Genomic DNA, 21,854 nt, shown 5'->3' with positions numbered 1-21,854 from the left:
AGCGGATGAACTATCCGGTTCACGATATCGCAGAAAACGGATCGATCATCCGCTTCATGGCAGAATGAGTCCATGGCCGAACCGCGATCCGATGTCGTGCGCAACCGGGGCCGCATCCTCGAGGCCGCGCGGAGCCTTCCGCGTGCAGGCCTGCGCCTGAACGACGTCGCCCGCCTCGCCGAGGTGGGCGTGGGCACCGTCTACCGGCACTTCCCCACCGCGCACGCGCTCGTCGAGGCCCTCGCGACCGACACCCTGCTGCGGATGCTCGACCTCACCCGGGCCGCGGTGGCGGATCCGGATCCCGCGGCGTCACTCGAGCGCCTCATCCGCGCTGCCCTGGAGCTGCAGCTCGAAGAGGGCGGCCTCCAGACGGTGCTGCTCGCGGCCGAGGACGAGTCGCCCGAGGTGCACGAGGCCAAGCGCGAGCTGCTCGCTCGCTGGCACGCCGTGCTCGAGCGCGCACACGCCGCCGGAGTCGTGCGGCGCGACATCGACGCCGAACGCCTGCAGCACCTCGTGTGCGGCGTCGAGCATGCCGCACGGCTGAGCGCGGCAGCAGACCGCGACATCCTGCTGGGTGTGCTGCTGCGCGGGATCCGCGCCTAGTCCTTGCCGGGCGCTGCGAGCTGCGCTTCGACGCCGTCGTAGAGCGCGCGCGATGCCGTGAACCGCGCTTCGTCATCCGGCTGCGACAGCACGACCGCGAAGACGCGCACGGTCTCCCCGTCCACCGCGACATCCTTCGCCGAGAGCAGATTGCTGCCCTCGAGCGTGCCTGTCTTGATGCCGACGACGCCCGTATCCGCCAGCAGATCGTTGGTGTTCTCGACGAGGCCGGCGCCGGGCAGCTCGGCCTGCGGCTGCGCCACGATCTCGGCGATGACCGGGTTCTCGAGCGCCAGCCGGCCGAGTTCGATGAGCGCGGACGGGGTGGCCGTGTTCGACGGGTCGAACCCGGTGGGCTCCGTCACGGTGATGGCATCCAGACCGTGCTCGGCCAGGTACTCGGTCGCCGCATCGGCGAATGCCGTGTTGTCGCCCCAGACATCCGTCACCAGGATGTCGGCGTAGTTGCACGCCGACCCCAGCAGCATGCCCTGGAGCAGCTGATACTCCGTCAGCACGCCGCCGACCGGAACGGGCAGGGCCGACTGGTCCCGCGCGAGGTACTCCTCGTACGAGTTGTTCCACTTCTCGACGAAGTGGTACTCGGTGCCCGCTTCACCCACGGCGAGCGGCTTCTCGTTCAGCACCATCAGCGCGGTGATCAGCTTGGTCACGCTCGCCATGGGGTGGCGCTCGTCGTCGAGGGTCAGGATCTCGCCCGAGTCTCCGATGGCGACGGCCGCCGCCCCCTCGCCCGGCCAGGGAAGCGCCCTCACATCGATCGACCTGGAGGGATCCGAGGCGTTCTCCTCCGCCACGGCGGCCGGCGCCTCACGCGGACCGACGGCGGAGTTCGCGAACACCGCGATGCCGGCGCCGAGCCCCGCAGCGAGCACAACGAATGCGCCGAAGCGCGCCAGGCGAAGACGGCGGACCTTGCTCAGGGGGCTCATGACAGTGGCAGTCTGGCCGCTGATCCGCGAGGTGCGACGAAGGCGCACCGCGTCGCGCCGAACCCGCTCACGCCGAGGATGTCCCGGTCAGGAGCCGGACCGGCTGAGCACCGCGTCGAGGATCGCCGGATCCGACAGCAGCGCGCCGGTGATCAGGAGGCCCGAGACGAGGTTGGCGACGAAGCCGCCGACGAGCGGGATCCACAGCACCGAGCGGAACCCGCGACGGTGCGCGCGCCACGTCAGCCAGGCCGTGAGCAGCCATCCGCCGATCAGCGCGACCATCGCCGCCACTCCCCAGCCGCCCGCGGAGGTCAGGGTGATGGTGTCGGAGTCGAGCCCCATCACCTCGAGGAGCGGGCGCGGATCGAGGGTGAGCGGGATCGCCTGCCCGACGCTCAGCAGGCCGTACGCGAGCAGCGCCACCGCCACCGCGCGATCGATCAGACGACCGTTCGTCATCCGCTGGCGCACCTCGACCGGATCGGGTGCATCCGACTCGGGCCAGGGCGTGGCCGCCGCGGGCAGAGGGTGACGGATGCGGGCCGCCTGCTCCTCCGGGCTGGCGTACTCGCCGAACTGCGGGCGCGGACGCTCGCCTGCCGGCTCTCCGGGAATGCTCATGCGCGGATGCGGCCACCGAGCGCGCGCTCGGTCTTCTGACCGTTGATGTCCTGGCGCAGCTCCTTGGGCAACGAGAACATCAGGTCCTCCTCCGCCGTGCGCACTTCCTCGACGTCGCGGTAGCCGGCACCCGCGAGCTGCTCGAGCACCTCCTGCACGAGAACCTCGGGCACCGAGGCTCCGGAGGTGACGCCCACCGTCTCGACGCCGTCGAGCCACTCCTGCTTGACCTCGTCGGCGTAGTCGACCCGGTAGGCGGCCTTGGCGCCGTACTCGAGGGCGACCTCGACCAGGCGCACGCTGTTGGACGAGTTCGCGGAGCCGACCACGATGACGAGATCGGCGCTCTTGGCGACCTTCTTGATCGCGACCTGGCGGTTCTGCGTGGCGTAGCAGATGTCGTCGGACGGCGGATCCTGCAGCTCGGGGAAGCGGATGCGCAGACGCCGCACGGTCTCCATCGTCTCGTCGACGGAGAGCGTGGTCTGCGAGAGCCACACGACGCGGCTCGGATCGGCCACCTCGATCGTGTCGGCCTCCTCGGGCGAGTTCACGATCGTGGTGTGCTCGGGGGCCTCACCCGCGGTGCCCTCGACCTCCTCGTGACCGGCGTGGCCGATGAGCAGGATGTGGCGGTCGTCGCGCGCGAAGCGCACCGCCTCGCGATGGACCTTGGTCACGAGCGGGCACGTGGCGTCGATGGCCTGGAGTCCGCGGTCGGCGGCGGCGTTGACGACAGCCGGGGAGACGCCGTGCGCGCTGAAGACGACGTGCGCGCCCTCGGGAACCTCATCGACCTCCTCGACGAAGATCGCCCCCTGAGCCTCGAGCTCGGTGACCACGTGGATGTTGTGCACGATCTGCTTGCGCACGTACACCGGAGCGCCGTAGCGCTCGAGGGCCTTCTCGACGGCGACGACTGCGCGGTCGACGCCCGCGCAGTACCCGCGGGGGGCCGCCAGCAGCACCCGCTTGCGCCCGGGGACCGGGATATCCTGAAGCGGCTCCGTGCGTACGTGTGCACGGCGTGCCGGAACCTGGGGCACGGGCAGCGAGATGGGGGTGGCGCTCACATCTCGATTCTACCGGCGGGGGTCTGAGCGGGCCCCGTGCGCGCTTCCCGCCGATCGAGAGGACCGGACGACATGACGACGTTCCAGCCCGCCGCCGTGCCCGGCGAGGCACCGCCGGCCGACAGCGTCGCCCCGCGTGACTCAACGGCCGCGGCGCCCACCTCGATCGCCCGTCTCAACCAGACCATCAAGGGCTTCATCGAGCGATGGGGCTCGATCTGGGTCGAGGGCGAGATCACCTCCTGGAACGTGCGAGCGGGCGCCATCTACGCGCGGCTCAAGGACCTGCAGGGCTCCGCCCAGATCTCGATCGTGATCTGGTCGAGCACACGCGGTCGCATCCCCGCCGACCTCAAGATCGGCGATCACGTGGTCGCCTGCGTGAAGGCCGACTACTACGTCAAGGGCGGCGACTTCAGCTTCCAGGTCTCGGCGATGAAGCACATGGGCCTCGGAGAGCAGCTGGAGAAGCTCGAGCGCCTGCGCGCCCAGCTGCGGTCGGAGGGACTGTTCGATCCGGCCCGGAAGAAGCCCCTCCCCTTCCTCCCGCACTGCATCGGCCTCATCACCGGCGCCCGAAGCGACGCCGAGAAGGACGTGCACCGCAACGCGGAGCTGCGCTGGCCGCAGGTGCGGTTCCGCACCGAGCACGTGACGGTGCAGGGCGATCGCAGTGTGCCGGAGATCCTCGCCGCCCTCTCTCGCCTCGACGCGGATCCCGAGGTCGACGTGATCGTGATCGCGCGTGGCGGCGGCGACCCGCAGACGCTCCTGGGGTTCAGCGACGAGCGCCTTGTGCGCGCGGTCGCGGCGGCCCAGACGCCGATCGTGAGCGCGATCGGCCACGAGAACGACCATCCGCTGCTCGACGATGTCGCAGATCTCCGCGCCTCGACCCCGACCGACGCCGCAAAGCGCGTGGTGCCGGATGTCGGCGAGCAGCGGGCCATCGTCGCGCAACTGCGCTCTCGCATGACGCTGCGCCTGACCCAGCGGCTCTCGCACGACACCGCACAGCTCGAGCAGCTGCGATCGCGCCCCGTGCTGCGCACCCCCGAGCGGATGGTCGAGACCCGCACGCAGGACGTCTGGCAGCTCGTGTCCCGGGGCCGGGCCATCAGCGAGCGCCGCATCGAGCAGGGCCAGCTGCGCACCGCGGAGCTGCGGGCGTCGCTGCGCGCGCTCTCACCCCAGGCGACCCTGGCCCGGGGATATGCGATCGCCCATACCGAGGGCGGCGACATCGTGCGCCGGGCATCCCAGGCGCCTGCCGGCACCGCGCTCGTCGTGACCCTCGAGCACGGCTCGGTCGCCGCCACGTCTGCCGGCGAGACCGCCGACGCACGCGCACCGGAGGCCCCGGACGGAACGTCGGAGCCCGGAAAGTAGGATGGAACCCGTGACCTCCCAGCCCGCCCATCCGTCCGCAAGCACGCCGTCGGATGTCGCGTCCCTCTCGTTCGAGGAGGCCCGCGACCAGCTCGTGCGCGTGGTGGCCGAACTGGAGCAGGGCGCGCCGACCCTCGAGCAGTCGCTGTCGCTCTGGGAGCGCGGCGAGGCCCTCGCGGCCCGCTGCGACGAATGGCTACGCGGCGCGAAGCGGCGCCTCGAAGCCGCTCAGTCGTCGGCAGGAGACGACCAGTGATGGCGCGCGCCAAGGGCGAGCCCCGCGTCGTCGCCGAGCTCGGGCGGCCGGAGACTCCGCAGGAGACCGCCGCTCGCAAGGCGGCCAACACCAAGGCCTATCGAGAGAGCCAGAACTTCCGCAACCTGCTGGTCGCGCTCGGCGCGACAGTCGTCATCCTCGCGGTCATGTTCCTCATCGTGCCGCGCGGCGACCTCACCCAGGCGCGTCAGATCGACGTCGCCGAAGAGGCTGCCGCCGCCTCATCCGCCTTCGACCGCACGGTGATCGTGCCGGATGTGCCCGAGCCCGAGGGCCGGGACGGCAACGGCTGGTTCGTCAACGAGGCGAAGGTCGTCTCCGACTCGTCCTGGGAGGTGCTGTACGTGCCCGGCGACGACAGCTTCCTCCGCTTCGTGCAGGGCTTCGATGCCGATGAGGTCTGGGCCGCCCAGCGACTGGGAGGCTCGGCCCCGACCGATGAGCTCGAGATCGGCGGTGTCGACTGGGCGGTGTACGAGGTGCGCCCGACCGATGAGGGAGCGACTGCCGGCGTGACGTATGCGCTCGGCACGCAGGCCGGATCCGACCACATTCTTCTGTACGGTTCGTCGACCCCGGAGACCACCGCCGAGGTCGCGGAGATGATCGCGCCGCAGGTGCGCGCGCTTGCTGAGGAGAGCAGATGACGCAGTCCCCCACTCCCGATGAGGTCTGGGCCAGCATGGTCGCGGGCAACACCCGCTTCGTCGCCGGCACCCCCGAGCACCCCCACCAGGACGTCGAACGACGCAACTCGATCGCCGAGGGCCAGGCGCCCATCGCGGCGCTGTTCGGCTGTGCCGACTCGCGCCTCGCCGCCGAGATCATCTTCGACCTCGGCCTGGGCGACCTGTTCGTCGTGCGCAATGCCGGCCAGGTCGCGGGTGACTCGATCGTCGGCTCGCTGGAGTACGCCGTCGAGGTGCTGAAGGTGCCCCTCATCGTGGTGCTCGGTCACGACTCCTGCGGCGCCGTCGGTGCGGCGATCCAGTCGACGTCGGCCGACGCGCCCGTGCTTCCGCCGACGATCTGGCGCCTGATCGCCCCCATCGTGCCCGCGGTGCGCCGCGTCCTCCGCGCCAACGACGGCATGACCGCCGAGACCATCGACGCCACGGCGGTGGGCCGCGAGCACGTGCGCGACACCGTCGCCGAGCTGCTGCAGCGCTCGGAGATCATCAGCACCGCCGTCGCCGAGGGCCGCCTGGGCATCGTCGGCGCCAACTACCGCCTCGCCGAGGGCACCGTCGTCCCCGACGTGCTGCTGGGCACCCAGAACGACGCCGCCTGACCCGGCAGCGCTCCCGCCGATCGATCCCTACCGGAGGAACGAAGAAGTGACCGAGATCGAGTACCGCATCGAGCACGACACCATGGGCGAGGTGCGGGTTCCCGCATCCGCGCTCTACCGCGCCCAGACCCAGCGCGCCGTCGAGAACTTCCCGATCTCGGGCAAGGGCCTCGAGTCGACCCAGATCGCCGCGCTCGCGCGCATCAAGAAGGCCGCCGCTCTCGCCAACAAGGAGCTCGGCACCCTCGATGGCGCGATCGCCGACGCGATCGCGGCCGCGGCCGACGACGTGATCACCGGTCAGCACGACGCGCACTTCCCGGTCGACACGTACCAGACCGGATCCGGCACGTCCTCGAACATGAACATGAACGAGGTGCTGGCCACGCTCGCGACGCAGAAGCTCGGCGCCGATGTGCACCCGAACGACCACGTCAACGCGTCGCAGTCGTCGAACGATGTGTTCCCCACCTCGGTGCACGTGGCCGTGACGCAGGCGCTCATCGAGGACCTCGTGCCCGCCCTCGACCACCTCGCGCAGGCCTTCGAGGAGAAGGCGGTGCTGTGGAAGGACGCCGTCAAGTCGGGCCGCACGCACCTGATGGACGCGACCCCGGTCACGCTCGGACAGGAGTTCGGCGGGTACGCGCGTCAAATGCGCCTCGGCATCGAGCGGGTGCAGGCGGCGCTCCCCCGCGTCGCGGAGGTCCCCCTCGGCGGCACCGCCGTGGGCACGGGCATCAACACGCCGCTCGGGTTCCCGCAGAAGGTCATCGCGCTGCTCGCGGCTGAGACCGGCCTGCCGATCACCGAGGCGCTCGACCACTTCGAGGCCCAGGCCAACCGCGACGGCCTCGTCGAGGCCTCGGGCGCGCTGCGCACCATCGCCGTGTCGCTGACGAAGATCAACAACGACCTCCGCTGGATGGGCTCCGGCCCCAACACGGGTCTCGGCGAGCTGCACATCCCCGACCTCCAGCCCGGTTCGTCGATCATGCCCGGCAAGGTGAACCCGGTCGTCCCGGAGGCCGTGCTGATGGTGGCCGCGCGCGTGATCGGCAACGACGCCACGGTCGCGTGGGCCGGAGCCTCGGGCTCGTTCGAGCTCAACGTCGCGATCCCGGTGATGGGCACCGCGCTGCTGGAGTCGATCCGTCTCCTCGCGAACGCATCCCGTGTGCTCGCCGACAAGACCGTCGCCGGCCTCGAGGCCAACCTCGAGCGTGCCGCCGCCTTCGCCGGCATGAGCCCGTCGATCGTCACGCCGCTGAACAAGATGATCGGCTACGAGGCCGCCGCGAAGATCGCCAAGCACGCCGTCAAGAAGGGCATCACTGTCCGCGAGGCCGTGATCGACCTCGGCTACGTCGAACGCGGCGAGCTCACCGAGGCGCAGCTCGACGAGAAGCTCGACCTGCTCTCGATGACGCACGCCGGCTGACGCAGCTCGCGAACGGCCCGGAGGGCGGCTCTCTCGACGGAGAGCCGCCCTCCTCGCGTCAGCGCACGATCTGGATGTTCCCGGCGTCCGACACGTTCGTCACCCTCATCTCGGCGAGGTCGGCCGCGGTGGTGGTGCTGCCCGGCATCCGGATGGCCTCGAACCGCACGTCGGTGATCGGCGCCCCCGGCACGCCGTTGATGCGCGCGGGCGTGGTGCCGGCATCGCGCACTCGGATACGAGTCAGATCGACATCGGCCACCGGCCCGAAGCCCTCTGACGTGGCTCCTGTCCACAGGGCCATCCAGGTGCGGTTGCCGTCGTTGTCGTGGCGGATCCGCTCGATGTCGATGTCCTCGAACTGGATGCTGAGAGCGGCCGCGCTGCCGTACTTGTGGTGCACTCCGATTCCGACTGCGGCGTCGTAGATGGTGGCGTTGCGGAAGGTCACGTTCCGCTGCTGTTGGAAGACGCCCTGCCCCACCTTCAGCCCATAGCACCATGTCCAGCTGACGAGGTCGTCGAAGGTGACGTTCTCCAGCGGCCTCGGATCACCGGGAACCCGGGCGAAGAGATCGATGTGATTCGCCCACGTCTTCGTGCTGAAGGGGTCGTCGAGGCCGATGCCGATCGCGTTCGACACCGTCACGTCGGAGGACTCCATCACGTCGATGCCGTCGTTCTCGCCCATGTCGAACCGGTTGAAGATCTTGATGTCGCGAAACTCCATGTCCGACGAACGCGTCGGCATGATCGCCCAGCTGCTCGACTCGCGGAACGTGATGCCCTCGACGCGGAAGCCGTCCGTGTAGATCGGCACAAGCAGATTCACGCCCAGGTTCCCGGGCTTGAGCGATGCCATCCCGTTGCCGTCGATGACGCCGCGTCCGGCGATCGTGATGTTCGAGGACGAGTAGCGGGTCGAGAGGAACCAGGTGACGTCGCGGCTCTGAGAGTTCTTCCGCCAATGCACGTCGTAATGCTCGCGCTCACCCGTGTAGCGCAGCACCGCGCCGGGTGCGAGATAGAGCTTGAGGTTCGAGCGCAGGTAGAGCGTGCCGAGCCTGTACACACCCGCGGGAACGTAGACGACGCCCTGGCCGCCGTGGGCCGAGCCCCAGGCGGCCGCGTCGTTCAGTGCGGTCTGGAGCGCGTCGGTGGAATAGGCGGTGCTGCCCGCTGCCGCGTTGTACGGCGCGGCGGTGACATCGAAGACTCCCGCTCCGGACCGCGGGGGCCGGTCCGTCTCCAGCGGATCGATCGCGATCACCAGCTCCGGGCGTCCGTCGATCTTGACGATCAGATACTCGTCGCGGTCGACCGTGAAGGTGAGCGATGAGCCGGACACCGTGCCGACGAGCCCCAGCTTCAGCGGGCTGATCGAGTACGAGCCGATGTTCGTGTTGTTCAGCTTGGTGATGCGGATCACGGCGTCCCCGGATCCCATCGCGAACTGCGCGATGTCGTAGCCCGCGTAGTCCTGCACCGGCACGGCGAGCCCGTTGACCGTGAGGACGAAGTCCGGGGAGGCGGGGAAGGCGTCCTCCAGCGGATACGTCTCCACGGCGGCCGGTGCGGCCTCGGCCCCCTCCGTCGCGTGTGCCAGTGGCAGCAGCGTCGCGATCAGCACGGCCGCAAGCAGTGCCCCGATCCTTCGCCTCCGACGTACGGAGGTCATCGATGTGTGCGTCATTGCACGTCCTCTCCTCATGACGAGCGGGCCCGGAGGATCTGCCCCCGGGCCCGCTCTGCGTGCCGATCCCTGTGCGGGCTCGGTCAGCCTTCGTTGAAGGCCTCGTCCATGCGAGTGAGCAGCTCGTCCACGCCGATCGTGTCGTTGAAGAGCTCCTGGATCCCCGCGAGGTGCTCCTGCTGCACCTTGGTGTTCGGCCACGCGACGTCCGGGAAGGGACGCGCTTTGCCGGCGGCCTGGAACTCGCCGACGGCGGCGAGCACCTCGTCGGGCTCGAAGTCGGAGGACTCGAGAGCGGGAGCTGCTCCGGCCGCCGTGGCGTACACGGCCTGCCCCTCGCTCGAGGCGAGGAAGTCGACGAACTTCTTGGCGAGTTGGGGGTTCTTCGCCTTGGCGTTGACGGCATAGACGATGCCGACCGAGACCGGCAGCATCGTCTCGGCCGCGTCGTCCGTGGCCGGGAACGGCGTCATCGAGAACGTGGTGCCCTCGGGCGCGTACTGCTGCGCGTTCGCGGCGGCGGACGTGATGTGCACGGCGCCGAGCGCCTCCCCCTTGCCGAGCATCGTCATCTGCTCGTCGTAGCCGATGCCGTTGGGGCTGTCGTTGAAGCATCCCGCATCGCGCATCTCGAGGTACTGGTGCTGGGCGTCCTTCCACGCCGAATCGACGAAGGTCGTCTCCCCTGCCAGCTGCTTCTTCGTGAAGTCGGGGTCGGGCCCGTAGACGGATGTCGCGGTGAGCGCATACGGAACGAGCTGTGTGACCCACGTCGACTTGAGGCCGAGCGCGAAGGCGATCTTGCCCGCGGCCTTCGCGTCGGCGCAGAACTGCAGCACCTCGGTGTAGGTGTCGGGCACTGTGAGCCCGGCGGCCTCGACGGCCTGGTCGTTCCAGACGGCGCCGATGCCGACGACGGTGACCGGCACGCCGACGAGCCCTCCGTCGGCATCTTCGACCACCGGGCGCACCGCGTCTCCGATGCTGTCCGCCCACTCGGCGTCGTCGAGGGGCGCGAGCAGACCGTCGTCGCTCAGCGGCAGCACAGAGGTCGCGTTGCCGTTTCCCGGCCACACGCGGAACACATCGGGGGCCGTGCCGCCCGATAGCTGGGTGCGCAGCGTCTGCTGGTAGGACTCGTCGTCGTTCGCGAACGTCGCATCGACGGTGACACCGGGGTTCGCCGCTTCGAACGCGTCGATGGCGGCCTGGGCCGGGGCCTCACCCGCGCCGGCGAGGGTGAGCACGACGTCGCTCGCCGCGCCCCCTCCCTCCTCGCCGGAGGACGATGCGGCGGGGCTGGTGGAGCAGCCCACGAGCGCGAGGACGGCGCCGAAGGCGAGAGCGCCGAGGCCGGCGCGGCGGGTGGGGACGAGATTCACGATTCCTCCTTGAATACGGTGAAGCAGGTTCGGGTGGTGCGGGTAGGCGGGCGTCCGTCAGCCTTTGAGGCCGCTGGCGAAGCCCTTGATGACGTACTTCTGCAGCGAGAAGTAGACGATGAGGATCGGGATCACCGTGATGACGAGACCCGCGAAGACGAGCGGCCACACCGTGACGTACTGGCTGACGAAGCTGTAGATCGCCACTGGCGCGGTCGTGTTTCCGCTTCCGGACAGGTAGAGCAGGGGCACGAAGAACTCGTTCCAGATGCCCACCAGGTTGAGGATCACGACGGTTCCGGTCGCCGGACGCACAAGCGGGAAGACCACCTGCAGGAAGGAGCGGACGGGTCCGCATCCGTCGAGCACGGCAGCTTCCTCGTACTCCGTCGGCAGGTCACGCAGGAAGGTCGTGTAGAGGAAGATCGAGAACGGCATGGCCGTGCCGATGTTGATCAGGATGACCGCCCACAGCGATCCGAGCAGCCCCAGATCCCGCATGGTCACGTACAGGGGCAGCAGCGCGAGCTGGGCCGGGATCAGCAGCCCGCAGAGCACCGCGTAGAACGTCCAGCGCGACCAGCGCCGCGTCACGCGCGCGAGCGGATAGGACGCCAGCGCCGAGACGGCGACGATGCCTGCGACGCTGATCACCGCGACGATCGCGCTGTTCGCGAGCGCGGCTCCCAGACTCGCCTGCTGCCAGGCCGCGATGTAGTTGTCGAAGGTGGGTGGCCACGCGAACGTCAGTGCGTTGGTCTGCGAGTTGATGGGCTTCAGCGAGACGTTCACCAGCGCGAGGATCGGGATGAACCAGAGCGCGGCGACGGCGATCAGCACGACCTCGCGCACGAGGTGGGAACCGCGATAGCGCGTGTGCATCACTTCCCCTTCCGAAGGGTCAGGCGGTACTGCGCCGCCGACAGCACGGCGATGATGATCGTCATGATCACCGCGAGCGCGACCGAGAAGGGGTACTCCCCGAGCAGGAACGCGTTCTTGTAGATGAGCGTCGATATCGTCTCGCTCGCGGTGCCGGGGCCGCCGCCGGTCATCGCCACCACCTGGTCGAACTGCTTCAGTCCGCCGATGAGGCTGAGCATCACGTTGATGACGATCGCGCCGTTGAGCAGCGGGAAGGTGATGTGCCAGAACCGTCGCCACGCGCCCGCTCCGTCGATCGTCGCCGCCTCCAGCAGCTCTTCCGGCACGGACTGCAGGCCCGCCAAGAAGATGACCATCGAGTAGCCGGCGAACTGCCACACGATCGCCGCGACGACCGAGTACAGCGCCAGATCCGGATCCCCCAGCCAGTCCTGTGCGAGGGATCCGAGCCCGATGCCGCGCAGCACCTCGTTGACGATGCCGTTCGGCGACAGCAGATAGCTCCACACGTAGCCGGAGACGAGCGGGGTCAGCACAACCGGTGCGAAGAAGATCACCCGCAGCAGGTGACGGGACTTCACGGCGGTGTGGAGGCCGACGGCGAGGGCGAGGCCGATCGCGTTCTGTATGACCGTGCAGAGCACCGCCAGGATCACGGTGTTCCAGAGAGCCGCCCGAGCCGCGCGATCCGTGAACACGTCGCCGAAGTTCTCCAGGCCCACCCACGACCAGGCCGCCCCGAGGCCGTTCCAGTCGGTGAAGGAGAAGAACGCGCCGCGCAGGCTCGGCACGACCACGATGAAGACGTAGATCGCGATGGCGGGGACCACGAACCACCACGGCGCAACGATGCCGGCGCGACCGCGGCGCCGCGCCTCGCGCGGAGAGCGCTCCGTGGGTGATGCATCGTGGCCGGAGGCGTGCCCCTCTGCGCTCTCCCGGATCAGCGTCGTACTCACTTCACTCCTTTGTGCAGCGGTTGTGAATCGATTCACAGTACGGCCACTTTACGAGGGGTCTCCCCGCTTGTCAATGGATTCACGCCCGACATCTCCCATGGCCCGGCGACGTGCACGTGAACGGCATCGGGCGCGACAGCGCGACGAACCCACCAGTCCGAGACATGGGTCAGGTGAGGCGCCTCGTCGCGGTCTGCGTAGTTGCGCTCACCGCGCATCTGGGCCGGGCTCACGACCTGGGGATCGCCGATGTAGTGGTGGTGCGGTCCGTAGCGATTGAAGCTGCTCGGCACGAGGGCGAGCTGGAGCACGACCTCGCCGGACGCTCCGGCTGGCACGTCGACGTCCCAGCCGTCCGCCGACCACCGCCAGACCGGATCGCCGTCGCCGAGTCGCAGCAGCGCCGCGTCCGCTCGGCCACCACTTACGACGATGCGTTGCGCATCGGGCGGCAGCTGGAGCACGGTCGAGAGCTCGAGCGGTTCGAACGCGAAGGGATATCCCTCTTCCACCAGCTCGTGCAGGGGCCCGTTGTGCTCCGGCAGGAGCCGGAACGGGCCCAGCAGGCGCGTCGCGCTCTCGCCCCGCTCGTACGCCAGCGGCACGACGCGGAATCCCCCCGCGAGCCACATGCGCGGTCGCGACGACGATTCCGCTGTGGTGCGGAAGCGCACCTCTGTCCGACCCGACTCGAGGGACACACGGGCCACCGACCCGTCGACTCCTCGGCTCCAGGCCGGCTCCTCCGCGCCCCATGCCAAGGAGGTGAGGTCGTCGGCGAACCGCAGCTCGACCGCGCCGTGTGCGCCGGACGACTCGACGACGGCCGACCAGCTGCCATCCGCGGTCTTGATCGGCTCGAGCACGAGCTCGTTGAGCGGTCGCGCCGTGACCCGCCACTCCGGTCGGAGGACAACACCCGAGCCCATGCCCGATGGGGGCGATGCCGGCGCTCGCCTCTCGGTGGGAACGGCGACGAGCAGGGGGCGCAGCGCGGCTGTCAGCTGCGGTTCGAGCCGGACCCCCTCGGCGGCCACCACCCGCCGGTACCGGCTCGCGCCGATCCGGATGCCATCGCTGTCCACCTGCGCGTACCGCTCGAGCGTCCGTTCGTCCGCGAACTCGCACTCGACGCCGGCCGCGCTGAGCCGTTCGACCAGCGCGAGGAAGGCGGCGTTCATCGCTCCCGCCGCGGTGGAGGGGAAGTCGTGCGCATCGTGCACGTTGGTCGCGACGAACTCCCATGGCTCGAAGACCTCCGCAAGCGCTCGCTGCGGCACGATCACGAGCGTGTCGGCATCCGGTCGGGGCCGGATCCGGAGCGCCTCCCGTACCTGTGCGATCACCTCGCGATAGGCACCCGCCCAGCTCACGTGGCGCGGATGCGACGGGGGCCAGTCCTCGATGGCGGCCGAATCCAGCCGGTACTGGCTCAGGTGGAGCACGAAGTCGGTGATGCCGTGCCCGCCCAGCCAGCGCAGGTTGCGCTCGAGATCGATCGGAGCCGCGCCCCACCCGGCGCCGCCGAAGACCTCGGCCATCGCGCGGCCATCGCCGAACTGCCGCGCCACCGAGCTGCATTGACGCGGATAGAAGTCGTTGCCGGGCACCCGGCCCAGCGCATCGATGCCCGGCGTGCCGATCGCCCGCGACACCGCCCCGAGCGACCCGACCGTCGGCAGCTGGAAGAGCGGATGCTCCTCGCCCTTGACGTGCGCCGTGAATCGCACTCCGTGCGAACGGCACCAGTCGTCGATCCTGGCGAGGTATCGCTCCGAGAAGAGGTCGGTGACGAGCTCCCAGAAGCGCACGCGCGTGATCGCCGCGCCATCCCCGTCGACGAACAGCCGAGGCGCGATCGCCACGAGATCCTCACCGTGGCGCTCGCGAAAGCGCTCCGCCAGGTCGGACGTCCACGGCACCGCGCCGTACGGAGACAGGTCGTGCTGCGCGTGTCCCAGACCGAACTCCGGCTCGTCGGAGAAGAAGCCCGCGACCTTTGCGAAGGCCTCGGGCGACAGGCCTCTCGCGTAGCGCTCGTAGGCCAGCTCGAGGAATCGCCCGGCCAGATCGGCCGCGAGGTAGTCGACTCCTTCCCCCTCGCGCACCACCAGCGCCCACTCCCGACCCGCGTGGTCGAATCGGGTGAGGGCGAGCTGTCCGCGGTCGGGCTGCATCTCGAGCCAGCGCTGCCGGAGTTCAGGATGACGGCGAAGCATCTCGCCGCCCACCGTGCCGCTCGGCCACCCGTTCTCGTCGTAGATCCAGAACGCGAGGCCCCGCGCATCCGCCTCGATGATGAGCCGCGAGACGATGTCGAGGTACTCCGCACCGAGATATTCGGGACGATCCGGGTAGAAGCGCGGGTGGAACACGATCCCGTCCAGACCCGCCGCCGCGAAGTCGTCGAGCTGGCGGCACAGCTCGCTGATCTCGAGCGGCCCATTGACCGCCCAGAGCGTCGAGAACGTCGGCGTCGTCGTCACTGCGGAGCCCCTCCCCGGAACCGGATCGCGCCGCTCCGATGCGGCACTGATGTGAATCGATTCACAGAATTGATAGGCTAGCGTACGGCACAGCCTGCGACAAGGAAGACGGAGGGACGCCCATGACGACCGACAGACGTGCGGCCCCGGTGACCATCAAGGACGTCGCCGCGCGCGCGGGGGTGTCTCGGGCGACGGCCTCGTACACGTTCACGCAGCCCGGCCGTGTGTCCGAGCCGCTGCGCGCGAAGGTGCTGGCGGCCGCAGATGCGCTCGGCTATGTCGGCAACGACGCGGCGCGGCGCCTCCGCCTCGGCCATAGCCTCGCCATCGGGCTGCTCATCTCGAATTCGGGCAACCCCGTGTATGCGGAAGTCGCGGCGGGCGCCGAGCGCGAGGCGGCAGCGCACGGCCGCTTCATCATCACGGCGAACAGCGGCGATGATCCCGACCGCGAGCGAGCCTATGTGAGCTTCTTCGAGTCGCAGCAGGTGAGCGGCATCATCGCGACACCCGTGGGCGGGGTGCCGCCCGAGCTGATCGAGCTGCGGGAACGCGGCACGCCGTTCGTCCTCGTCGGCCTCGCCGAGGGACGGCACGACTACCCGGCAGTGTCGGGTGACGACGAACAGGGCGGGTTCCTCGCCGGCGAGCATCTGCTCGCCCAGGGACGACGACGCCTGCTGTTCGTCGGCGGCCCTCATCCGCATGTCGACGCCCGCCTTGCCGGTGCCCGCCGGGCGATCGCCGAGTCCGCCTCCGATGCGCAGCTCGAGGTGCTGCGCACACCGGCCCAGAACGCCGAGATCGGCGAGAACGTCGCTCGCGCCCTCCTGACGCGACCCGCCGCAGAGCGGCCGGATGGCGTGTTCTGCGGCAACGATCTGCTCGCGCTCGGACTGCTGCACGGTCTCATCAGCGGCGGCGTCGAGATCCCCGGCGACCTGTCGCTGGTCGGCTACGACGACATCGACTTCGCCGACTTCGCGATCGTCCCCCTCACGACCGTCCGGCATCCGTCGGCCGCGCTCGGCGCCGCCGCCGTGCGCCTGCTGCTGGATCTCGCGACCGAAGACGACGTGGCGGACGCCTTCGCGCCCCGGCTCGTCGTCCGCCGATCCTCTCTGCGGAGTCCTGCGGGCTGATCTCACGCGATCAGCCGGGCGGCCCTCGACGCGGCGCGACGCCGCTCGGTCGACGCCAGACCGGCGTGATAGACGTGCACCTCACGCGCGCCCGCCTCGGCGAGCGCGCGCCAGTGCGCCTCGAACCCGCGTGGGTCGCCCGACAGCACATCGACATAGGCGATGCCGCCACCTGCTCCGGCCAGCATCGCTATTCCCCTGTCGGGCGCTCCCCAGCAGTCCACGAGCAGGTCCACGCGGTCCGACTCCCGGAGTTCCTCGCCCTCTCCGGAGAGCATCGAGACCCGCCCGGCCCCCGCATCGAACGCGACCGTGACGGCGTCCGCCGCGAACCGGCGCCCCGTCATCGCGCGGGCTGCGACGAGGTCGGCGTGCAGGTCGCGCTCGGCCGCCCCGGCGGTGCCGTCGACCAGGGCCCTCATCGCCCAGGCGAGCCGATCCGGATCGCACCCGACCGTCGCCGCGCAGCGGTCGCAGACACAGCAGGCGAGCGCGTCGAGGGCGCCCGCGCTCAGTCCGCCGCCATGGAGCTTGTTGTGCATCGAGTCGTGGCCGATCCCCTGCCAGCCGACGGCTTCGAGATGGAGCATGGCACCCGGCGCCGCCTGCGCGGCACCCCGGACGAGACCATACAGCGTGTCTCGCACGGCGCGGTCGGAGAGGCACGGCGCATGATCGAGGCGGTCGCCGAACGCGGTGCGCACCCGCGCGAGCCCCGGCAGCACGCGATCGAGGTGCCCGATGACGGCCCAGGTCTCGACCTCGATGCCGCCGGCCTCGAGAGCGGCGCGCGCGGCCGCGTATCCGAACTCACCCTGCGGAAGCGCCATGGGCTCGCTCAGCATCGACACCGAGGTCGGCAGATCCACGATCCGCCGAGACGGATGCCGCGGCGTCACCGCGCGCACCCCGTGATAGAGGGCGGCCAGAGCAACCGACTCGACGCCGTCATCCCGCAGCGCTGTGACGGCACCCGGATCGTCGACCACGTCCCACGGGAACAGCCGATGGACGGCGCGCATCAGAACCGCGGCAGGGTGGGGTCGTAGCCCGGATCCACCGACCTCGCGTAGGCGGTGTCGTCGCGCACCACGCGCCCCGACGACACGTAGGCGCGATGCAGCGCGTCGACGGCGTCGCGGCGCAGCTCGACGCCGAGTCCGGGCCCCGTCGGCACGCCGACCGCCCCGTCTTCGAACCCGAGCGAGCCGGGCACAACGATGTCGTACTCGGCGTTCCAGGGGTAATGGGTGTCGCAGGTGTGCGTGAGCGCGGGCGTCGCCGCGGCCGCATGCACCATCGCCGCCAGCGAGACGCCGAGGTGGGAGTTCGAGTGCATCGACAACCCGATGCCCTCGGCAGCGCAGAGTTCTCCGAGAGCGGTGGTGGCCGCCAGCCCGCCCCAGTAGTGATGGTCGGCGAGCACGACATCCACCGCATGCGCGTCGACCGCGGGCTTCAGCGTCTCCGGCGAGACGACGAGCATGTTCGTCGCCAGCGGCACCCCCGAGACGCGGCGCACCTCGGCCATGTCCTCGATCGCGAGCACCGGATCCTCGAGGTACTCGACAAGAGACGCGAGCTGTCCGGCCGCCTCGAGAGCCGTGTCCAGGCGCCAGGCGCCGTTCGGATCGATCCGCAGCGGCGCGGACGGGAACGCCTCCGCGAGTGCCCGCATCGCGGCGATCTCGCGCTCGGGGGGATGCACTCCCGCCTTGAGCTTGAAAGACCCGAATCCGTAGTGCTCCTGCATCAGGCGCGCCTGTGCGACGAGACCTGCGCCGTCGTCCGCGGCGCCCCAGCTGTCGTCTTCCTGCCCCGGGTGCCCCGCCCACTTGAAGAACAGGTACCCGGCGAAGTCGACGCGGTCGCGTACGGCGCCTCCGAGCAGATCGGACACCGACACCCCCTCCAGGTGCCCGCGCGCATCGAGCGCCGCGACCTCGAAGGGAGACCACACCTTGCGTCGCTCGACGAGGGAGGTGCGGGCGTCGAGCCCCTCGAGCACTGCGCGCTCGAGCTCTGCCGGTCGGTCGACGCGCCCCCCGATGATGCGGGGCGCCGCCTGCTCGATCCGGCCCAGCATCGGCTGCTCGCCGCTGGTCTCGCCGAGACCGATGGTGCCGTCTTCGAGCGTGAGGATCACCAGGATCCGCAGCGCGAGAGGCTCATGCACGCCCCAGCTGTTCAGAAGCGGCGGATCGGGAAACGCCATCGGGATGACCTCGACCTGGCGGATGCGGCTCATCGGCTCCCCGGGATATGCTCGGCCCACAGCGGTGTGAATGGATTCACAGTAGAAGGAAGGCGCGGAACATGTCAACCGAGGTCGTCGCCCTCACCGGTGCCGCTGGCCGCATCGGCCGCTCGATCGCCCCGCGGCTCGCACGTCCGGGGCGAGAACTCCGTCTCAGCGACCTCGTCGCACCGTCGCCCCCTGTGGCCGGTTTCCTCGCCTGCGACCTCGGCGACCTCGACGCGCTGACCGAGCTGTTCACCGGCGCCCACGCGGTCGTGCACCTGGGCGGCCTCTCGTCCGAGGCGTCTTGGGCCGACATCCTGCGCGTGAACGTCGACGGCACACGCAACGTGCTCGAGGCCGCCCGCCGCGCGGGGGTGCGCAGCGTCCTGCTGGCGAGCTCGATCCATGCCGTGGGCTTCGCACCGGTCGGCGAGGCGGGGTCGCCGATGCCGATCGGCCCGCGACCCGACACCTACTACGGCGTGAGCAAGGCCGCGATGGAGGCGCTCGGCAGTCTCTACGCCGATCGCTTCGGTCTCTCCGTCGTCTCGGCGCGCATCTGCACCTTCCAGGAGAGCCCCGGCGACGGCCGGGCGGCCGCTCAATGGCTTTCCCCAGACGACGCGGCGCGGCTCGCCGACGCGGCGATCGCCCTGCGCGACGGCTGCCACCACATCGTGTGGGGCGTCTCCGCCAACGCCCCGTCCTGGTTCTCGCTCGACGCGGGCGCGGCGATCGGCTACCTGCCGAAGGACGACGCGGTCGCGCTGCGGCGGCAGAGCGGAGCCCCGCTGGCGGAGTTCGACGAGACCGAGCCTCTCGGCGCCTCCTTCACCCGGCCCGATCACCCGGTCGGCGAGGCCTGGTGACCCGACCGGCGGGCGCGGATCAGCGATCATCCGGGCCCGCCGGGTCAGTGCCTCAGCAGCACCGCGCTCCGGGATTGGCGTCCTGCTCGCTGTAGACGCAGCGCCAGTACTCGCGCGCGGTCATCGGCACCCGATCAGGATGCGCCGCCCGCTCGTGCGCGACGTAGGCGTCGTACTTGGATTCGCCGGTCACGCCCTTCCAGAACCACCAGAGCGCACGACCGGCCCGGCCGAGCGTCGTGAGGAAGCCCGGCCGAGCGCGACCTGCCGTGTCAGTGACCACGGGTCGGCTGCTGCTCCGCGGGAAGGGCCGCCCACTCCTTCTCCACCGCGCGCTCCTCGGCCGAGGGGAACAGGCCGGCCGGAGCGAAGCGACGCGACGGCACCGCCGCGTCCTCGCGGTCGACGATCTCCGTCGCGCGGAACGCCTTGACCACCTGGATGATCGCGATCGTGATGACGATCGCGGTCAGCGCGAGGAAGATGATCGACAGCGTGCCCTGGATGGCCGTGTTGCGGATCGTCGCCTCGGTGGCGGCGAGCTTCGCGGCCTCATCGGCGCCCGGCGCGAAGTCGACGTAGGTGCCGTCGGCCAGGCCGTTGCGGAACTTCATGTGGTTGGCCCAGTAGCCGACGGCCGGCGTCGACGAGAAGATCTTCTGCCACGACGCGGTGAACGTCACGACCGTGACGAACACAAGCGGCAGGGCGACGACCCACAGCCCCTTGAAGGTGCGCCGGCGCGCGATGATCACCAGCACCACCGCGAGCGCGATCGCCGCCAGCAGCTGGTTCGCGATGCCGAACAGCGGGAACAGCGTGTTGATGCCGCCGAGCGGATCGGTGACTCCCATGATCAGCACCGCGCCCCATCCGGCGACCATCACGGCCGTGCAGATCCAGGCACCCGGACGCCACGAGGTGTCCTTGAACTTCGGGATGAGGTTGCCGATCGAGTCCTGCAGCATAAAGCGCGCGACACGGGTGCCGGCATCCACGGCGGTCAGGATGAACAGCGCCTCGAACATGATGGCGAAGTGGTACCAGAAGCCCATCCACGCGGTGCCACCCAGCCACTGGTGCAGGATGTTCGCAAGACCGAAGGCGAGCGTGGGTGCGCCGCCGGTGCGGGACACGATCGACTCCTCGCCGACGTTGGCGGCCGCGCCGCTGACCATCTCGGGCGTGACGTTGACGCCGGTGAGGCCGAGGCCGTTGACGAACGCCACGGCGCCCTCGACGGTGCCGCCCGTGGCAGCGGCCGACGAGTTCATCGTGTAGTACAGGCCCTGATCGATCGAGATCGCGGCGACGAGCGCCATGATCGCGACGAACGATTCCATGAGCATGCCGCCGTAGCCGAGGAAGCGGGTCTGCTTCTCCTTCTCGACCATCTTCGGCGTGGTGCCCGAGGAGATCAGCGCGTGGAAGCCCGAGAGGGCGCCACAGGCGATCGTGACGAAGAGGAACGGGAACAGCGCCCCCGCCCACACCGGGCCGGTCTCGCCCGCGGCGAAGATGCTGAAGGCGGGCACCTGAACGACGGGGTTGACGATGATGACGCCCACCGCGAGCAGCACGATGACGCCGATCTTCATGAAGGTCGACAGATAGTCGCGCGGGGCGAGCAGCATCCAGACGGGCAGCACAGCGGCGATGAAGCCGTAGATGATGATGCCCCACGCGATGGCGGTGCGGTCGAGGCCGAAGATCGCCTGGCCCCAGTCACTCGCGCCCACGTACTGACCGCCGACGATCGCGGCCATCAGCAGCACGAAGCCGATGAGCGACACCTCGCCGATCTTGCCGGGACGGATCCAGCGCAGGTACGCGCCCATGAACAGGGCGATCGGGATCGTCATCGACACCGAGAACACGCCCCACGGGCTGTCGCCGAGGGCGTTGACCACCACGAGGGCCAGGATCGCCGTGATGATGATCATGATCAGCAGGGTGGCGAGGATCGCGGCGGCGCCGCCGAAGCGGCCCAGCTCATCCTTCGCCATCTGGCCGAGCGAGCGGCCCCCGCGGCGCATCGAGAAGAACATCACGAGGTAGTCCTGGACCGCACCGGCCAGGACGACGCCGACGATGATCCAGATGGTGCCGGGCAGGTAGCCCATCTGCGCGGCCAGCACCGGTCCGGTGAGCGGGCCAGCGCCCGCGATGGCGGCGAAGTGATGACCGAAGAGCACACGCCGGTCGGTCGGCACGTAGTCCTTGCCGTCCGCCTTGTACTCGGCCGGGGTGGCTCGGCGGTCATCCGGGCGGACGATGAGCCGCTCGATGTACTTCGAGTAGAAGCGGTAGAAGATCAGGTAGGTCGCGACGGCGGCGAACACGAACCAGATCGCGTTGACGGTCTCGCCGCGGACGATGGCGAGCATCGTCCATCCGGTGCCTCCGAGAAGGGCGACGACCACCCAGACGACCACCTTGAGCGGCGTCCACCGGGGCTTCTCGTCGACCGCCACGGGCGGCAGAGACCGCTCTCGAGCGCGGGAACGGGTGTCAGACATGTGCTTGTGGCTCCTTT

The 21,854-nt window shown here is 69.8% G+C and carries 20 protein-coding genes; 8 read left to right on the top strand and 12 right to left on the bottom strand.

The features are described 5' to 3' along the window. Positions 1 to 72: 72 nt before the first annotated feature. Positions 73 to 609 carry a TetR/AcrR family transcriptional regulator gene (locus J5V96_RS01845; RefSeq protein ID WP_208499946.1) on the top strand — a complete coding sequence of 179 codons (537 nt, stop codon included), beginning with the start codon at positions 73 to 75 and terminating at the stop codon, positions 607 to 609. On the opposite strand, the gene J5V96_RS01840 is transcribed toward J5V96_RS01845, so the two are convergent. From J5V96_RS01840 to J5V96_RS01830, 3 genes are all read right to left on the bottom strand, one after another. Continuing rightward, positions 606 to 1,562 carry a D-alanyl-D-alanine carboxypeptidase family protein gene (locus J5V96_RS01840; protein ID WP_208499945.1) on the bottom strand — a complete coding sequence of 319 codons (957 nt, stop codon included), beginning with the start codon at positions 1,560 to 1,562 and terminating at the stop codon, positions 606 to 608. The two genes, J5V96_RS01845 and J5V96_RS01840, sit on opposite strands and share 4 nt — an antisense overlap. An 87-nt stretch (positions 1,563 to 1,649) precedes the next feature. Next, on the bottom strand, positions 1,650 to 2,186 hold the full coding sequence (locus J5V96_RS01835; RefSeq protein WP_208499944.1) for a DUF6264 family protein: 537 nt from the start codon (positions 2,184 to 2,186) through the stop codon (positions 1,650 to 1,652). Continuing rightward, on the bottom strand, positions 2,183 to 3,259 hold the full coding sequence (locus J5V96_RS01830) for a 4-hydroxy-3-methylbut-2-enyl diphosphate reductase (protein WP_208499943.1): 1,077 nt from the start codon (positions 3,257 to 3,259) through the stop codon (positions 2,183 to 2,185). The genes J5V96_RS01835 and J5V96_RS01830 overlap by 4 nt, the downstream gene beginning before the upstream one ends. A 72-nt stretch (positions 3,260 to 3,331) precedes the next feature. On the opposite strand from J5V96_RS01830, the gene xseA reads away from it, so the two are divergent. From xseA to J5V96_RS01805, 5 genes are read left to right on the top strand one after another with little or no spacing between them, the layout of a single operon-like run. Next, the gene (xseA, locus tag J5V96_RS01825; protein WP_208499942.1) at positions 3,332 to 4,648 is read left to right on the top strand and encodes an exodeoxyribonuclease VII large subunit; all 1,317 of its coding nucleotides are present in this window, start codon (positions 3,332 to 3,334) and stop codon (positions 4,646 to 4,648) included. A 10-nt stretch (positions 4,649 to 4,658) separates the two neighbouring features. Continuing rightward, the gene (locus tag J5V96_RS01820) at positions 4,659 to 4,904 is read left to right on the top strand and encodes an exodeoxyribonuclease VII small subunit (RefSeq protein WP_307793211.1); all 246 of its coding nucleotides are present in this window, start codon (positions 4,659 to 4,661) and stop codon (positions 4,902 to 4,904) included. After that, the gene (locus tag J5V96_RS01815; protein WP_208499940.1) at positions 4,904 to 5,572 is read left to right on the top strand and encodes a DUF4245 family protein; all 669 of its coding nucleotides are present in this window, start codon (positions 4,904 to 4,906) and stop codon (positions 5,570 to 5,572) included. The genes J5V96_RS01820 and J5V96_RS01815 overlap by 1 nt, the downstream gene beginning before the upstream one ends. After that, on the top strand, positions 5,569 to 6,216 hold the full coding sequence (locus J5V96_RS01810) for a carbonic anhydrase (RefSeq protein WP_208499939.1): 648 nt from the start codon (positions 5,569 to 5,571) through the stop codon (positions 6,214 to 6,216). The genes J5V96_RS01815 and J5V96_RS01810 overlap by 4 nt, the downstream gene beginning before the upstream one ends. A gap of 46 nt (positions 6,217 to 6,262) precedes the next feature. Then, positions 6,263 to 7,657: a class II fumarate hydratase gene (locus tag J5V96_RS01805; RefSeq protein WP_208499938.1), complete on the top strand. Its 1,395-nt coding sequence runs from the start codon at positions 6,263 to 6,265 to the stop codon at positions 7,655 to 7,657. Positions 7,658 to 7,715: 58 nt separating this feature from the next. Here the strand turns inward: J5V96_RS01805 and J5V96_RS01800 are convergent, their stop codons facing one another. The 5 genes from J5V96_RS01800 to J5V96_RS01780 all read right to left on the bottom strand — a co-directional run bounded on the left by J5V96_RS01800 (position 7,716) and on the right by J5V96_RS01780 (position 15,062). Then, on the bottom strand, positions 7,716 to 9,335 hold the full coding sequence (locus J5V96_RS01800) for a glycosyl hydrolase family 28 protein (protein ID WP_208499937.1): 1,620 nt from the start codon (positions 9,333 to 9,335) through the stop codon (positions 7,716 to 7,718). 98 nt (positions 9,336 to 9,433) lie between these two features. Further along, complete coding sequence (locus tag J5V96_RS01795; protein ID WP_208499936.1) at positions 9,434 to 10,732, bottom strand: ABC transporter substrate-binding protein; 1,299 nt, start codon at positions 10,730 to 10,732, stop codon at positions 9,434 to 9,436. A 57-nt stretch (positions 10,733 to 10,789) separates the two neighbouring features. Then, entirely contained in the window at positions 10,790 to 11,614 is an 825-nt protein-coding gene (locus tag J5V96_RS01790; RefSeq protein ID WP_208499935.1) for a carbohydrate ABC transporter permease, read from the bottom strand. Then, on the bottom strand, positions 11,614 to 12,576 hold the full coding sequence (locus J5V96_RS17335) for a carbohydrate ABC transporter permease (RefSeq protein ID WP_208499934.1): 963 nt from the start codon (positions 12,574 to 12,576) through the stop codon (positions 11,614 to 11,616). Before J5V96_RS17335 ends, J5V96_RS01790 begins: the two co-directional genes overlap by 1 nt. Before the next feature lie 32 nt (positions 12,577 to 12,608). Further along, positions 12,609 to 15,062, bottom strand: coding sequence for a hypothetical protein (locus tag J5V96_RS01780; protein ID WP_208499933.1), 2,454 nt, complete (start codon positions 15,060 to 15,062; stop codon positions 12,609 to 12,611). A gap of 122 nt (positions 15,063 to 15,184) precedes the next feature. Between J5V96_RS01780 and J5V96_RS01775 the strand changes: the two genes are divergently transcribed. Then, positions 15,185 to 16,207 carry a LacI family DNA-binding transcriptional regulator gene (locus J5V96_RS01775; RefSeq protein ID WP_208499932.1) on the top strand — a complete coding sequence of 341 codons (1,023 nt, stop codon included), beginning with the start codon at positions 15,185 to 15,187 and terminating at the stop codon, positions 16,205 to 16,207. Positions 16,208 to 16,209: 2 nt separating this feature from the next. Here the strand turns inward: J5V96_RS01775 and J5V96_RS01770 are convergent, their stop codons facing one another. Continuing rightward, positions 16,210 to 17,229: a hypothetical protein gene (locus J5V96_RS01770; RefSeq protein WP_208499931.1), complete on the bottom strand. Its 1,020-nt coding sequence runs from the start codon at positions 17,227 to 17,229 to the stop codon at positions 16,210 to 16,212. Then, positions 17,229 to 18,455, bottom strand: a complete 1,227-nt coding sequence (locus J5V96_RS01765) for an enolase C-terminal domain-like protein (protein WP_208499930.1) — start codon at positions 18,453 to 18,455, stop codon at positions 17,229 to 17,231. Before J5V96_RS01765 ends, J5V96_RS01770 begins: the two co-directional genes overlap by 1 nt. A gap of 68 nt (positions 18,456 to 18,523) precedes the next feature. On the opposite strand from J5V96_RS01765, the gene J5V96_RS01760 reads away from it, so the two are divergent. Next, positions 18,524 to 19,318, top strand: a complete 795-nt coding sequence (locus J5V96_RS01760) for an NAD-dependent epimerase/dehydratase family protein (protein ID WP_208499929.1) — start codon at positions 18,524 to 18,526, stop codon at positions 19,316 to 19,318. 52 nt (positions 19,319 to 19,370) lie between these two features. On the opposite strand, the gene J5V96_RS01755 is transcribed toward J5V96_RS01760, so the two are convergent. Next, positions 19,371 to 19,601, bottom strand: coding sequence for a YbdD/YjiX family protein (locus tag J5V96_RS01755; protein ID WP_208499928.1), 231 nt, complete (start codon positions 19,599 to 19,601; stop codon positions 19,371 to 19,373). Beyond that, positions 19,591 to 21,837: a carbon starvation CstA family protein gene (locus J5V96_RS01750; protein ID WP_208499927.1), complete on the bottom strand. Its 2,247-nt coding sequence runs from the start codon at positions 21,835 to 21,837 to the stop codon at positions 19,591 to 19,593. Before J5V96_RS01750 ends, J5V96_RS01755 begins: the two co-directional genes overlap by 11 nt. Between the last annotated feature and the right edge of the window lie 17 nt (positions 21,838 to 21,854).

The sequence above is a fragment of the Microbacterium stercoris genome, assembly GCF_017592545.1.
Taxonomy (GTDB): Bacteria; Actinomycetota; Actinomycetes; order Actinomycetales; family Microbacteriaceae; genus Microbacterium; species Microbacterium stercoris.
The sequence above is the reverse complement of the archived record's forward strand: the minus strand, read 5'-3'. Positions and strand labels throughout refer to the sequence as shown.

What these genes read in the sequence shown, in the direction of transcription:
- J5V96_RS01845 (WP_208499946.1), top strand. Translation starts at nt 73, where the DNA reads ATGGCCGAACCGCGATCCGATGTCGTGCGCAACCGGGGCCGCATCCTC.
- J5V96_RS01840 (WP_208499945.1), bottom strand. Translation starts at nt 1,562, where the DNA reads ATGAGCCCCCTGAGCAAGGTCCGCCGTCTTCGCCTGGCGCGCTTCGGC.
- J5V96_RS01835 (WP_208499944.1), bottom strand. Translation starts at nt 2,186, where the DNA reads ATGAGCATTCCCGGAGAGCCGGCAGGCGAGCGTCCGCGCCCGCAGTTC.
- xseA (WP_208499942.1), top strand. Translation starts at nt 3,332, where the DNA reads ATGACGACGTTCCAGCCCGCCGCCGTGCCCGGCGAGGCACCGCCGGCC.
- J5V96_RS01815 (WP_208499940.1), top strand. Translation starts at nt 4,904, where the DNA reads ATGGCGCGCGCCAAGGGCGAGCCCCGCGTCGTCGCCGAGCTCGGGCGG.
- J5V96_RS01810 (WP_208499939.1), top strand. Translation starts at nt 5,569, where the DNA reads ATGACGCAGTCCCCCACTCCCGATGAGGTCTGGGCCAGCATGGTCGCG.
- J5V96_RS01800 (WP_208499937.1), bottom strand. Translation starts at nt 9,335, where the DNA reads ATGACCTCCGTACGTCGGAGGCGAAGGATCGGGGCACTGCTTGCGGCC.
- J5V96_RS01790 (WP_208499935.1), bottom strand. Translation starts at nt 11,614, where the DNA reads ATGCACACGCGCTATCGCGGTTCCCACCTCGTGCGCGAGGTCGTGCTG.
- J5V96_RS01775 (WP_208499932.1), top strand. Translation starts at nt 15,185, where the DNA reads ATGACGACCGACAGACGTGCGGCCCCGGTGACCATCAAGGACGTCGCC.
- J5V96_RS01770 (WP_208499931.1), bottom strand. Translation starts at nt 17,229, where the DNA reads ATGCGCGCCGTCCATCGGCTGTTCCCGTGGGACGTGGTCGACGATCCG.
- J5V96_RS01765 (WP_208499930.1), bottom strand. Translation starts at nt 18,455, where the DNA reads ATGAGCCGCATCCGCCAGGTCGAGGTCATCCCGATGGCGTTTCCCGAT.
- J5V96_RS01760 (WP_208499929.1), top strand. Translation starts at nt 18,524, where the DNA reads ATGTCAACCGAGGTCGTCGCCCTCACCGGTGCCGCTGGCCGCATCGGC.
- J5V96_RS01750 (WP_208499927.1), bottom strand. Translation starts at nt 21,837, where the DNA reads ATGTCTGACACCCGTTCCCGCGCTCGAGAGCGGTCTCTGCCGCCCGTG.